The sequence below is a fragment of the Halpernia sp. genome (genome assembly GCF_048269545.1).
GTDB lineage: Bacteria > Bacteroidota > Bacteroidia > Flavobacteriales > Weeksellaceae > Halpernia.
This window is the reverse complement of sequence record NZ_JBLXIJ010000001.1, coordinates 295,164-308,418: the sequence shown is the minus strand read 5'-3', so window position 1 is coordinate 308,418 and position 13,255 is coordinate 295,164. Positions and strand designations below refer to the sequence as shown.

Below are 13,255 nucleotides of genomic sequence, written 5' to 3'. Positions count from 1 at the left end.
ATAAATGAAGATAAATAAAATAAAATATTTTTCCACAATTCTAACAACACCAACAACAATACTCATATTCTTTTTTAATAATTAATGAAATATAATGATGAATGAATGACTTTTGTGAGTTGGGAAACTTTTCAATTTTAATTTTTTTAAACCCATTTAGAAATCCTAAATTTGCTCAAGTCAAAACTCTAAAAAATTATGAAAAGCATTTCCGATTTCAATTTTGAAAATAAAAAAGTTCTAGTTCGTGTTGATTTTAACGTTCCACAAGATGAAAATTTAAATGTTACTGATAATACAAGAATAGTTGCAGTAAAACCTACTTTAGATTTAATTTTAAATGAAGGTGGTTCTGTTATTTTAATGACACATCTCGGAAGACCAAAAGGAGAGAAAAATGAGAAATATTCTTTAAGAAATATTCTTCCAGAAATTGAAAAAGTTTTGGGAAAAAAAGTAAAATTTGCAGAAGATGCTTTAGGAGAAAAAACCCAGCAAATGGTAAATCAATTAAAACCTGGAGAAATTTTACTTTTGGAGAATCTCCGTTTTTATAAGGAAGAAGAAAAGGGAGATAAAGATTTTGCAGAAAAATTATCAAAATATGGAGATGTTTATGTGAATGATGCGTTTGGAACAGCGCACAGAGAACACGCTTCAACTGCAGTAATAGCACAATTTTTTCCTTCAACTAAATTTTTCGGTTTATTGATGGAAAAAGAATTAAAAGCAATTGATAAAGTCTTAAATTCTGGTGAGAAACCAATTACAGCTATTCTAGGAGGTTCAAAAGTTTCAACAAAAATTACAATTATAGAAAATATTTTACCGGCTATTGATAATTTAATTATTGGTGGAGGAATGGCTTTTACTTTTATAAAAGCACAAGGCGGTAAAATTGGAAAATCATTAATTGAAAACGATAAAATGCAATTGGCTTTAGAAATTTTAGAAAAAGCAAAAGCAAATAATGTTAAAGTTTACTTACCTGTAGATACCTTTATTGCAAAAGAATTTAATAATGAAGCTGAACAAAGAGAAGTCAATATTTATAAAATTCCAGAAGAATGGATGGGTTTAGATGCAGGAAGTAAAACACAATTATTATTTAATGATGCTATAATAAATTCTAAAACAATTTTATGGAATGGACCAATTGGTGTTTTTGAAATGGAAAATTTTTCTAAAGGAACGGTTGCATTAGGAGAAAGTATTGCAAAAGCGACGAAATTAGGAGCATTTTCTTTAGTTGGCGGCGGCGATAGTATTGCTTTTGTGAAACAATTTGGTTATGAAGATAAGGTTAGTTATGTTTCCACCGGAGGTGGAGCAATGCTTGAAAGTTTAGAAGGATTAGAACTTCCAGGAGTTGCAGCGATAACCAAATAAAAAATATTATTCACAATTTCAAAAATAATTTAAAAAAGATTAATTTCAATCTTTTAAATTATTTAAATTAAAAAATCTACTTACAAATTTGAAGTAGATTTTTATTTTTAAAATATTAAAGCCGAATTTTGCTTTCAGAAATACATCAAATTTTAATTATCTACTTTTTTTCGATAATATATATCAAACTAGAAAATTCGTAGTTTTTTGAGGCTTTAAAATTAGAAATTGCTCCGAAAAGAGATCCTTTTAACCAAAATAGAGGTGTTTTTTTATATTTTTCACTCAACATTGAAATATAAAATGAATCAAGTAGAAGAGGGCGGATTTTTTTGAGTTGCCAATTTTCGCTTTTACTTTTTATTAAATTTTCCATTCCTGTTTTGGTAAAATGAAAAATATGACGCGGTACATCATAAGCTGCCCAAAATTTCCCATAATGTTTTGCGTCAAAAGAATCCGGATTTGGAACAGCGATAAATAAAATACCACCTTTTTTTAATTTTTGAAGAAACAAATTTAAAATTTCATCTTGATTTTCTATATGTTCAAAAACATGCCATAAAGTTATAGCGTCTATACTTCCATTTTTTATATCATCAAAATCTGAAATAAGTTTAGTTTTGTTTAATTTTTTTAGAGCAGATTTTCTTGCTGTTTCATTTGGTTCAAAACCAAAAGTTTGAAAATCATTTTCAACAAATTTCAAAAATTCTCCTGCTCCACAACCATAATCTAAAATTTTTGGTCCCGTTTGTATAAATTTTAAAACGATATTCCGTTTATAGTTTAAATTAAATCTTTGTAAATATTTGTAAAATTTTTCTTTCAAACTTCCAGAATCTTGATGATGAGAAATATAATTTTCACTATCGTAATATGGAGCCAAATCAGAAGGAATTGGAGTAGTTTTAAAAACTCCTGAAATTTCTGTTTCTGTTATTTCAAATTCTTCTTGCGTGAGGAAATGATCTATAATTTTCATTTATTTTTGGATCTTCTAAGATTAATTCAAAACTTTAATTTTTTTAATTTTATAAGATTTTGAAAGTCCATTTGGATTGCAACCTAATTTACCTTCTGGAACTTCAAGACCTAAATTTTTATAAAATTTCAACCAAAATTCATCTATTTTTCCAGTTTTAGGATTAATAAAAGTCATAGGTTTTAATTCAAAAATATGAGCGTCTCGGAAACTTCTTTCAATAAAATCTGAACAATAATAAGAATTTTCATTTAAAACATAAGCTGTATTGTAAGGTTTCCCAAGCATTGAATTTGCTTTTAATAAAGCATCTGAAATTGAATATTGATATTGAGATTTTAAACGATAGAGTACAACTTTGGTATCATTATGATTATTTAAAAACGCCTTTAAAGAAGATTTGCTTGAACCATTTTTTACAGAAGCGTCTAAAACATTTATTTTATTATTTTTTCTCTCAGCAATTGCAATGTGATCAAATGAAATTGAGTTATCATTTTCAGTTACTCTGCTGATTGCGCCAGATAAATTTTCCTTTTTTGCTTCTACAAAAAGTAAATCCCCATTTTGAATTTCATCATATTTTAAAGCTGTGCAGTTTTGTATTAAAACTAAAATAAAAATAAGGTAAATTTGTTTCATAATTTAAATGTTTCACGTGAAACATTAGAATTTATTTTCCGATATAAACCATTAAAACATTAATATCAGAAGGAGAAACACCACTTATTCTTCCAGCTTGAGCTAAAGTTTTTGGACGAATTTTTGTTAATTTTTGTCGTGCCTCAGTTGATAAAGAAGCAATTTTTAAATAATCAAAAGCTTCAGAAATTTTAATATTTTCTAAACGATTAAGTTTATCTACATTTGCTTTTTCTTTCTCAATATAACCTTTGTATTTAATATTTATTTCCGCTTGTTCACGTACTTCTGTGGAATATTTTTCTATATTTTCTTTTAAATCGGGGATTGCTTCTAAAGTTCGTAACGTAACATTTGGTCGGGTTAAAATTTGCGTTGCGCGATAAGCTTGATCTACAACAGCAGATTCTACACTTTCTAAAACAGGATTGATTATTTTAGGTTTTAAAGAAGTTTTCCCTAAATATTCTTCTAATTCGCGACTTTTAAATATCTTTTCTTCCACTTTTTTTAATCGATCAACTTTAGCTAAACCCATTTGATAAGATTTTTCGGTTAATCTAATGTCTGCATTATCTTGTCTTAAAAGTAAGCGATATTCTGCTCTTGAAGTGAACATTCTATAAGGTTCTTCTGTTCCTTTTGTAATTAAATCATCTATTAAAACACCGATATAAGCTTCGTCACGGTTTAAAATAAATTCAGGTTTTTCATGAACTTTATTATGTGCATTAATTCCTGAAATTAAACCTTGTCCTGCTGCTTCTTCATAGCCAGTTGTTCCATTGATTTGTCCTGCAAAATAAAGATTTTCAACTAATTTTGTTTCTAAAGTGTGGTTGAGTTGAGTAGGAGGAAAATAATCATATTCTATTGCATAACCAGGACGGAAAACTTTAGCATTTTCAAAACCTGGAATTGCGTGCATTGCTTTTATTTGAATATCTTCTGGTAAAGATGAGCTAAAACCATTTAAATAAACTTCAACTGTTCTCCAACCTTCTGGTTCTGCGAAGAGTTGGTGACGATTTCTTTCAGCAAATCTATTTATTTTATCTTCTATACTTGGACAATAACGAGGTCCGATACTTTGTATTGTTCCGTTAAACATTGGAGATTTTTCAAAACCCGTGCGTAAAATATCATGGACTTTCTCGTTGGTGTAAGTAATATGACAACTTAATTGTTTCGTTATTTTTGGTGTATTTGTATAGCTAAATTTTTGAGGATTTTCATCACCTTTTTGTTCCTCCATTTTGCCGTAATCAAGGGTTCTACCGTCTATTCTTGGTGGAGTTCCCGTTTTCATTCTTCCAGCATCAAAACCTAAACTTACTAATTGTTCAGTAATTCCAAAAGATTTTGGTTCGCCCATTCTTCCTCCACCTAATTGCTTTTCACCAACATGAATAAGTCCGTTTAAAAATGTTCCGTTTGTAAGAACAACAGATTTTGATTTTATTGAAATCCCTAATGAAGTTTTTACACCACATACTTTATTGTTTTCAATAATTAATTCTTTCACCATATCTTGGAAAAAATCAAGATTTGGTGTTTGTTCTAAAGCAATTCGCCATTCTTCAGCAAATAACATTCTATCGTTTTGTGTTCTTGGAGACCACATTGCAGGACCTTTTGAGAGATTAAGCATTTTAAATTGTATCGCAGATTTGTCCGCAACAATACCAGAATAACCACCCATTGCATCTATTTCTCTCACAATTTGCCCTTTTGCAATTCCGCCCATTGCAGGATTACAACTCATTTGTCCGATGGTTTGCATATTCATTGTTACTAAAAGAGTTTTAGAACCTAAATTTGCAGCAGCTGCAGCGGCTTCACAACCTGCGTGACCACCTCCTACAACTATAACATCATATATTTCGTTTATCATAAACTTTATTGTTTCACGTGAAACATTACTAAAACTATCTTAAAAAACCAAAACGCAACTAGCCCGATTGAAACGGAAATCCTTTTATCATTTTACAAAATATAAAAAAGATTGAACTGGAAAGCGGGAAATAGCTCCTAAAAAAGATTTAAATAATAATCTTCTTTGTTACGCATTACTGAAATTTCTTCTTCAGATTTGTCTTTATAGCCACAAAGATGAAGAATGCCGTGAGCTAAAACGCGAAGAAATTCTGTTTCAAAGTTTTTATTTAGCAGTTTGGCGTTATCAGAAATGCGCGGCAAAGATACGAAAATATCCCCGCTTATAGTTTTCCCTTTCACATAATCAAAAGTAATGACATCTGTGTAAAAATCGTGTTTTAAATAGTTTTGATTGACTTTCAAAATATAGTCATCATCAGCAAAAATATAAGAAATTTCTCCTTCTTTTTTATTTTCTGACTTTATTAAATTAATTAACCAAGGTGAAATTTTTTCAGAGATTTCAATTGAATCTATATTTTCAAAAAAGAATTGTATCATAACTTTAAAACCAATGACCGAGAATAACGTTAAAAGTTCCGCTATTATTATTCAACGGATGACTATAATTTGCTTTAATTTGTCCAAAAGGAGATTTATATCCTATAGTTATACCTGCAGATTTGTAACGAATATTCAAAAATTCTTTCACTTTAATCTCGTCAAATAAATTTGCAATACTAAACGTTCCTATCAAAAAGAAATTTTTAGAAATACTATATTGAATATTATTAGAGGCTAAAAGAATATTATCGTTTGAAATTTGTCCCAATTGATAACCTTGAAACGAGACAAAATTTCCTAAATTTTGATCAAAAATACCTCCAATATGAAATTTATAATTATTATAATCTTCACTTCCCACAGTAAATCCTGAGAATAAATGAAGAGAATAAGTGAATTTATTACTGATGGGGAAATGGATTTTGATATCTGCTTTTGCTTGATAAGATTTACTTAAAATGTCCTTATTAGATAAATCTAAAATTTTCCCTTCTGCATGTAAATAAAAACCCCGTGTTGGAAATTCTTTATCGTCTTGTGTATCACTTTTTACAAAAACATACGCATTATAAAATGTTTGAGAAGGAAGTCCGGCAATTTTAAAAATATCATTACTAATTCCGCCTCCAAGAGCATATCTATCTCGCCAAATAGATTGAATATAGGCTTCATTACGAAACCAATTTACAGTTTGTACAACATCTCCATTACTGTCTTTAGTGTTAAAACTCATACCAGAAGCGTAAACTCCAAAACCTGGAATATATCCATTATCAATAAAATAATTAAAATAATAACGCGGTTTATCACCAATTATGCCGTCTAAAGAAATGGTAGAATTTCTGAAGAAAAGCCGCTTCACAGTTGCATTAATAAGCAATCCTGTTTTAAAGATTTCATCATAATGTAAACCAAATTTAAGAAAAAAGCGTGTATCATCTTCTTGTACATCTACTCGCAGAATATTGTGATTATCGGTTTGTAATATATCGTAATTGATTAATTTATAATTATTTGTGGCGTAAAGTTTATCAATCATTTTATTGATATTTCCATAAGTTAAAAGAGCGGGCGTTCTAAGATTCATTTTTCCACGAACATAGGCTTTGTTAAATATATTATTATTTACGAGTTGTAAGCTGTCAATTTTATAAACATTGGAGTAAATGCCCGTCATTGGAGCCCGTAGAATTGTATCCGATTTTTTAGGAAGTAGTTTAAGAATGGAAATATACTTTTTGGCTTCAACATAACCAGAATCTAAAATTTGTTTTTTTGCATCATAACTTGTGGCAGAAAGATCACCTAAATTAGGATGAATATTAATATCGGTATATTTGTATTGAACTTTCGTTTCTTTTTGAATTCCAAAATCTATTACTTGATTTAAAATTGAAATGGCACTATTTAAATTGCCTTTTTTTGCTAAACCTTGACTTAAATCTACACCAATTACAACATCAATTCCTTTATCCTTCAGTGGTTTAGAAGGATAATTAATCGTCATTGCTCCATCAATATATAAGCTGTCACCAATTTTCACAGGATCCATTAAACCAGGAAAAGCAGAGCTTGCCATAATTGCTTGTGATAAATCGCCTTTTTCAAAAATATTTAAAGAACCAGTTTCCAAATTAGTTGCAACGCACATAAAAGGAATGGGGAGTTTTGAAAAATCTGTTATATTAGAAACATTTCTAAATAATTCTTTTAAGAGATAAATATTTTTTTGACCCGTTGAAATTGCCTTTGGTAAAACATTAAATTTCCCATTTACAACAGGAATTGTAAACAAATATTTATCTATAGATTTATTTAAAAAAGAAGTTTCTTGTCGTGTTTTTTCGTTTGCAATAATGGTGTAAAAATCAGTGTCTAAAACAATTTTTTCAATTTCTTTTCCTGTATAACCAGAAGCGTAAAGTCCGCCCACAATAGCGCCCATCGAAGTTCCAGAAATATAATCTACTTTAATTCCTAAAGAATCTAAAACCTTCAAAACGCCGATATGTGCAAAACCTTTTGCTCCTCCTCCGCTTAAAGAAAGCCCAATTTTTGGGTGCAGTGGAACTACAAAATCTTTCTTCACTTGTCCTTGCAAAGAAAATATAATGAAAAATGCTACAAAATATAATAGTTTCTTCATTGGTTAATCTTTAATATAAATTCTTTTTACACGTCTAGAAATTGATGTTAAAACTTCGTATGGAATAGTTTTACAATAATTTGCAAAGTCCTCTAAACTTGGGTTTTCATTAAAAATAATTACTTCATCACCTTCGTTTGCAGGTAAATCGTCTAAATTTATCATCATCATATCCATACAAATATTTCCTACAATTGGTTTCAAAATTTTATTAATTCCTACTTTTCCCACGCCATTTCCAATTAAACGTGGAATTCCATCGGCGTAACCTACTGGAATTGTTGCAATTCTGGTTTTATTTTTTGGAATAAATTTACGATTATAACCGACACTTTTACCTGGTAAAATTTCAGAAATTTGTGATATTAGAGTTTTTAAACTAACAACTGATTTTAATTGTTTTTGAATTTTTTTATTTGAAGAAATTCCCACCATTCCAATTCCAATTCTTACCATATCAAATTGGTAATCAGTATAATTAACGATACCTGAAGAATTTAAAATATGTCTTAAAATAGAATAATTAAATGCTGAAACAATTTTCTCTGAATTATCACTAAATATTTTCAATTGTTTCCTTGTATAGTCGTTTTCATTTTCATCATCGGCGGAAGATAAATGGCTGAAAATACTTTTAAGTTGTAAATTATGATACTTCAACTGATAGATTAATTCATCTAATTCATCAGTCTTAAAACCAAGACGATGCATTCCTGATTCTAATTTAATATGAATTGGATATTTTGTTTCAATTCCTTTTTGCTTTAATTTTTCTACAAACTGATTTAAGACTCGAAAACTATAAATTTCTGGTTCTAAATTATAATCAATAATCCCATTATAACTGTGTTGTTCAGGATTCATTACCATAATAGGAACTGTAATTCCTTTTTTTCTTAAATCTATTCCTTCATCAACATACGCAACCCCCAGATAATCAATAAGATGATGCTGCAGAAATTCTGCAATTTCATAGCCGCCTAAACCATAAGAATAAGCTTTTACCATCGCCATCATTTTTGTTTGAGGCTTTAGCAAAGATTTATGTATATTAATATTGTGAAGTAAATTATTTAAATTAACCTCTAAAACAGTATCGTGTTTTTGAAGTTCTAAAGTTAATTTTAAACGATCAATTTCAAATTTTCTTGCTCCCTTTAATAAAATAATGGAATTTTCAATTTTGTTTATTTCATGATTATCAATAAGTTCTTCGGCTGTTTTAAAACTATAAACATTATTTAAAAATAATTCTGAATATTTTGTAATTTCATTTCCAACTAAAAATATTTGATTGAAATTTTGCTCATTTGTGAGTTTGGCAACATATGGATATAGAATTTCTGGTTTTTCTTTTACATCAATAATGTCAGTAAGAATTAAAACTTTATTTTCTTTTTGATATTCTTTTATAAATTGATAAGCAATTTGAAGAGAATCTACATCTAAATTAAAAGAATCATTGATAATTAAATTATTTCTCGTTCCCTCTACACTTTCTAAGCGCATTTCCACAGACTTTATCGCCTCTAATTTCGTTAGAATTTCTGAAATTTTAAATCCCAAATGTTTTAATGTTGCGATGATACAAAGCGCATTTATAACTGTTGCTTCAGTCCGAACTTTTACCGGGAAAGAAAATTTTCCATTTTTTTCTTCAACTTCAATTTCTTTATTTACGTTTTTCCAATCCGTTGTTAAATGATAATAATTTCTGCTTTTTGTGCCATAAGAAATTAATTCTTTACTTGAATATATTTCATTTATCTTTCTGTATAATAAATCATTATCTCCATTAAAAATAATTGTTGTTGATTCTTTAAAAAGTTTTAATTTTTCATTAATAATTTCTTCTTCAGAATTAAAATTAATTGAATGCGCAGTTCCAATATGGGTTAAAATTCCTATTTCGGGAGAAAAGATATTTTCTAAAATTTCCATTTCGCCCGGTTTTGAAATCCCGACTTCAAAAATCCCAAGTTGGTGTTTTTTTTCAATTTGTAAAAGAGAAAGCGGCAAGCCAATTTGTGAATTAAAACTTTTAGGACTTTTTACGGTTGGATATTCATCCCATAAACATTGATAAAGCCATTCTTTTACGATAGTTTTGCCATTACTTCCGGTTATTCCGATACTTTTTATTTGGCTATTTTCAAAATGATATTTTGCTAATTTCTGTAAAAAAAGTGTCGTATTTTCAGTAATTATCCACGAAATATTTGGATGTTCAAAGACTTGATGCGCAGAAATAATGATAGAAACTCCTTTTTCTATGGCTTCACTAATATATTTTTCACCCGAATTTTTAGAACTATTTAATGCAATAAACGCAGTATCAATGGTAGAAAAAATAATTCTACTATCAAAAGCAATAGACTGCACATGCAGATTTTCATTTCCAATTAATTGGGAATTTGTAATTTTTGCTAATTCTGCAGTGGTGTAATTCATTTTTTATCTAAAGACATTTTTTCAAAGAAAATTTTCCGACTTACGGCTTCGTAATTTTCCGTTTCGCCTAATTCTACTAAATCTTTCCCTTTTGAAGTTCGCATAGAATAGTTTGCTAAATTACCTGTATCACGACAAATTGCATGAACTTTCGTCACATATTCTGCGGTTGCCATCAAATTGGGAATCGGTCCAAAAGGTCTTCCAAGAAAATCCATATCTAAACCTGCAATTACAACACGAACTCCGTTATTAGCTAATTGATTTGCAATTTCTACAATACTTTCGTCAAAAAATTGAGCTTCATCAATTCCAACTACATCACAACCAGAACCTAGAAGTAATATCTCGGAAGTGCTTTGTACTGCAGTACTTCTAATTTTATTTTGATTATGAGAAACAACATCTTCTTCAGAATATCTTGTATCTAAAGCGGGTTTAAAAATCTCCACACTTTGTCCTGCCATTTCCGCTCGTCTCAATCGGCGAATTAATTCTTCCGTTTTTCCCGAAAACATTGAGCCGCAGATGACTTCCATCCAACCACTTTGTTTAGCGTGATTTATTGTGTTTTCTAAAAACATTTGTTAAATTAGCAATTATTAAAATTACTTCAAAAGTAAGCAAAAATTAACAAGATAAAATAATGCAAAACACAGAAAATTTAAAAGAAAATATTTTTTTTGAGTGTAAAAATTTGTTAGAAAAACTTCATCAAATTGAAAACGCAGAATCTTTAGTGGCGGAGCAAAACAATATTTATCTTCTTTTAGAAAAAGTTTCATTATTAAAAAATATAAATTTCATTAGTGGGAAAATTTCTGAAAAATTAAATGAAGATTTAGATAAAAATATCTTAGAAAAAAAAGAGGCGGAAAATCATATTCAACAACTAAAAGAAGAATATTGGAAAACTTTAGAGGAAAAGGAGAATGAAATTGCAGAATTAATATCTAAGCTAAGATCTATTTCAGAAAATAAATTGGAAGATACAAAATTGAAACTTCCAATGGAAGATTTATATATTTCTACCGATAATATTAAAAAGGAAACTGAAGTTACGGAATTGGAAGAATCAATAGTGAACGAAGAAATCACACCATTAATTGAAATAAAAGAAGAGAAAAAAATAACTCAACTAGAAAAAGAAGAAAATCGACGAAAAATAATTGAATTTAATAGAAAAGATGAAAAAGTAGCTGAAAATGCGCCAGTCTTCGAAGATTTTAAAACAGAGACACATGCTGAAAAGAAATTTAGATTAGGGAAAATAAAGGGTTTAAGCATTGTAAAATCTTTATTTGATGATGATTTTCTAGATGAAGAAAAATCGGAAACTTTATCAAAAAGCACATTGCAAAATAGCAATATGGCAACAGATTTTATGGAAGCAGAAAAACCAAAGCAAGACTTCAGAATTGATTTAAATGATAAAGTTGCATTTACAAAACTTTTATTTAAGGGAGATGAAGACGATTTAAAATCCACTCTAAAAAAACTAAATTCATACAAAACTTTAGATGAAGCTAAAGAATATTTGAGTGAACTTTATTATGAAAATGGATGGCAAAAAGTAGATGACTACGCGCAAAGATTGTGGATTTTGGTAGAAAATAAATTTATTTAAATGAGTGGAATTCTATATTTTGTTCCTACGCCAGTTGGAAATTTAGAAGATATGACCTTTCGCGCAGTGCGGATTTTAAAGGAAGTAGATTATATTTTGTGTGAAGACACGCGAACTTCAGGCGTTCTTTTAAAACATTTTGAAATATCTAAACCATTGAAATCCTATCATTTACATAACGAACATTTTATTACAGAAAAAATAATTTTAGATTTAATAGAGGGACAAAATATAGCATTAATTACGGATGCAGGAACTCCAGGAATTTCCGATCCTGGTTATCTTTTAGCAAAAGCAATTTCAGATGAAAAGTTAGAAATGCAATGTTTACCAGGCGCAACAGCTTTTGTTCCCGCTTTGGTAATTTCTGGACTTCCAAATAATGAATTCTTTTTTGCAGGATTTTTACCGCCAAAAAAGGGACGACAAACAAAATTAAAACAATTAGCTTCGGAGAAAAAAACCATCGTTTTATATGAAAGTCCGCATAAAATTAATACTTGTTTAGAGCAAATAAAAGAATTTTTCGGAGAAGAAACCAAAGTAAGTTTAAGCCGTGAAATTTCTAAGAAATTTGAAGAAACAAAACGCGGAACTATTCAGGAAGTGATTGATTTTTCTAAAAGCAAAACTTTAAAAGGAGAGATAGTTTTGGTAGTAAATAATGTTTAAAAAAATTAAATTTTCTACTGCTTAAATAAAAATAAAAACAATAATATATGAAATTATTAGAAGGAAAAGTGGCCTTAATAACGGGCGCAACTCGAGGAATTGGAAAAGGGATTGCTGAAATTTTTGCAGAACATGGCGCTCAAGTTGCTTTTACTTACGCAGGTTCTGTAGATAAAGCAAATCAATTAGAAAAAGAATTAAAAGAAAAAACGAAAGCAAAAGCTTATCAATCTGATGCTTCAGATTATGATGCGGCACAAAAATTAATTGCTGATGTTTTAGAAGAATTCGGAAAGATAGATATTTTAATAAATAATGCAGGAATAACAAAAGATAATTTGATGCTTAGAATGTCAAAAGAAGATTGGGACACAATTATTAAAGTAAATTTAGATTCTGTTTTTAATCTTACAAAAGCGGTTATTAAACCAATGATGAAAGCAAAAAACGGATCTATAATAAATATGACTTCTGTAGTTGGAATTAAAGGAAACGCAGGACAAGCAAATTATGCCGCCTCAAAAGCAGGTGTAATTGGATTTACCAAATCGATTGCGTTAGAATTGGGCTCTAGAAATATTCGTTGTAATGCAATTGCTCCAGGTTTTATAGAAACTGAAATGACAGCTGCTTTAGACGAAAAAACCGTTCAAGGATGGCGAGAAGGAATTCCATTAAAACGCGGCGGACAACCAGAAGATGTGGCAAATGCGTGTGTTTTTTTCGCAAGTGAATTATCTTCTTATGTAACAGGTCAAGTTTTAAATGTTGATGGCGGAATGTTGACTTAAAAAATTAAATTAATAAGAAATTTTACCGAAATCACCAAAATAGTTGGTGATTTTTTATTTACGGAATATTATTTGTATTGAAATTTCACTTAAAAAACTTATTTTAGTTT

General features: G+C 29.1%; 11 protein-coding genes. 4 read left to right on the top strand and 7 right to left on the bottom strand.

Annotation, left to right across the window (positions count from 1 at the left end):
• The first annotated feature begins 198 nt into the window (after window positions 1-198).
• The gene (locus ACN0WB_RS01350) at window positions 199-1,389 is read left to right on the top strand and encodes a phosphoglycerate kinase (RefSeq protein ID WP_417428076.1); all 1,191 of its coding nucleotides are present in this window, start codon (window positions 199-201) and stop codon (window positions 1,387-1,389) included.
• 160 nt (window positions 1,390-1,549) lie between these two features.
• Here the strand turns inward: ACN0WB_RS01350 and ACN0WB_RS01345 are convergent, their stop codons facing one another.
• From ACN0WB_RS01345 to ACN0WB_RS01315, 7 genes are all read right to left on the bottom strand, one after another.
• Entirely contained in the window at window positions 1,550-2,374 is an 825-nt protein-coding gene (locus tag ACN0WB_RS01345) for a class I SAM-dependent methyltransferase (protein WP_417428074.1), read from the bottom strand.
• A 21-nt stretch (window positions 2,375-2,395) separates the two neighbouring features.
• Window positions 2,396-3,016: a YiiX/YebB-like N1pC/P60 family cysteine hydrolase gene (locus ACN0WB_RS01340; RefSeq protein ID WP_417428072.1), complete on the bottom strand. Its 621-nt coding sequence runs from the start codon at window positions 3,014-3,016 to the stop codon at window positions 2,396-2,398.
• A 31-nt stretch (window positions 3,017-3,047) separates the two neighbouring features.
• The gene (gene mnmG / locus ACN0WB_RS01335) at window positions 3,048-4,910 is read right to left on the bottom strand and encodes a tRNA uridine-5-carboxymethylaminomethyl(34) synthesis enzyme MnmG (protein ID WP_417428070.1); all 1,863 of its coding nucleotides are present in this window, start codon (window positions 4,908-4,910) and stop codon (window positions 3,048-3,050) included.
• Window positions 4,911-5,047: 137 nt separating this feature from the next.
• Complete coding sequence (gene ybeY, locus ACN0WB_RS01330) at window positions 5,048-5,455, bottom strand: rRNA maturation RNase YbeY (protein WP_417428068.1); 408 nt, start codon at window positions 5,453-5,455, stop codon at window positions 5,048-5,050.
• A gap of 4 nt (window positions 5,456-5,459) precedes the next feature.
• Window positions 5,460-7,604 (bottom strand): patatin-like phospholipase family protein, encoded by a 2,145-nt coding sequence (locus ACN0WB_RS01325; RefSeq protein ID WP_417428066.1) that lies wholly within the window; start codon window positions 7,602-7,604, stop codon window positions 5,460-5,462.
• A 3-nt stretch (window positions 7,605-7,607) separates the two neighbouring features.
• Entirely contained in the window at window positions 7,608-10,055 is a 2,448-nt protein-coding gene (locus tag ACN0WB_RS01320) for a bifunctional UDP-N-acetylmuramoyl-tripeptide:D-alanyl-D-alanine ligase/alanine racemase (RefSeq protein WP_417428064.1), read from the bottom strand.
• The gene (locus ACN0WB_RS01315; protein WP_417428062.1) at window positions 10,052-10,639 is read right to left on the bottom strand and encodes a thymidine kinase; all 588 of its coding nucleotides are present in this window, start codon (window positions 10,637-10,639) and stop codon (window positions 10,052-10,054) included. Before ACN0WB_RS01315 ends, ACN0WB_RS01320 begins: the two co-directional genes overlap by 4 nt.
• 62 nt (window positions 10,640-10,701) lie before the next feature.
• Here ACN0WB_RS01315 and ACN0WB_RS01310 point away from each other — a divergent pair, with 62 nt between their 5' ends.
• From ACN0WB_RS01310 to fabG, 3 genes are read left to right on the top strand one after another with little or no spacing between them, the layout of a single operon-like run.
• Window positions 10,702-11,682, top strand: a complete 981-nt coding sequence (locus tag ACN0WB_RS01310; protein ID WP_417428060.1) for a hypothetical protein — start codon at window positions 10,702-10,704, stop codon at window positions 11,680-11,682.
• On the top strand, window positions 11,683-12,354 hold the full coding sequence (gene rsmI, locus ACN0WB_RS01305) for a 16S rRNA (cytidine(1402)-2'-O)-methyltransferase (RefSeq protein WP_417428058.1): 672 nt from the start codon (window positions 11,683-11,685) through the stop codon (window positions 12,352-12,354).
• Between the two features lie 47 nt (window positions 12,355-12,401).
• Window positions 12,402-13,145: a 3-oxoacyl-[acyl-carrier-protein] reductase gene (fabG, locus tag ACN0WB_RS01300; protein WP_417428056.1), complete on the top strand. Its 744-nt coding sequence runs from the start codon at window positions 12,402-12,404 to the stop codon at window positions 13,143-13,145.
• Window positions 13,146-13,255: the final 110 nt, after the last annotated feature.

Coding starts and splice junctions, on each gene's coding strand:
- ACN0WB_RS01325 (WP_417428066.1), bottom strand. CDS start 7,604: ATGAAGAAACTATTATATTTTGTAGCATTTTTCATTATATTTTCTTTG.
- fabG (WP_417428056.1), top strand. CDS start 12,402: ATGAAATTATTAGAAGGAAAAGTGGCCTTAATAACGGGCGCAACTCGA.
- rsmI (WP_417428058.1), top strand. CDS start 11,683: ATGAGTGGAATTCTATATTTTGTTCCTACGCCAGTTGGAAATTTAGAA.
- ACN0WB_RS01340 (WP_417428072.1), bottom strand. CDS start 3,016: ATGAAACAAATTTACCTTATTTTTATTTTAGTTTTAATACAAAACTGC.
- ACN0WB_RS01320 (WP_417428064.1), bottom strand. CDS start 10,055: ATGAATTACACCACTGCAGAATTAGCAAAAATTACAAATTCCCAATTA.
- ybeY (WP_417428068.1), bottom strand. CDS start 5,455: ATGATACAATTCTTTTTTGAAAATATAGATTCAATTGAAATCTCTGAA.
- ACN0WB_RS01315 (WP_417428062.1), bottom strand. CDS start 10,639: ATGTTTTTAGAAAACACAATAAATCACGCTAAACAAAGTGGTTGGATG.
- ACN0WB_RS01350 (WP_417428076.1), top strand. CDS start 199: ATGAAAAGCATTTCCGATTTCAATTTTGAAAATAAAAAAGTTCTAGTT.
- ACN0WB_RS01310 (WP_417428060.1), top strand. CDS start 10,702: ATGCAAAACACAGAAAATTTAAAAGAAAATATTTTTTTTGAGTGTAAA.
- mnmG (WP_417428070.1), bottom strand. CDS start 4,910: ATGATAAACGAAATATATGATGTTATAGTTGTAGGAGGTGGTCACGCA.
- ACN0WB_RS01345 (WP_417428074.1), bottom strand. CDS start 2,374: ATGAAAATTATAGATCATTTCCTCACGCAAGAAGAATTTGAAATAACA.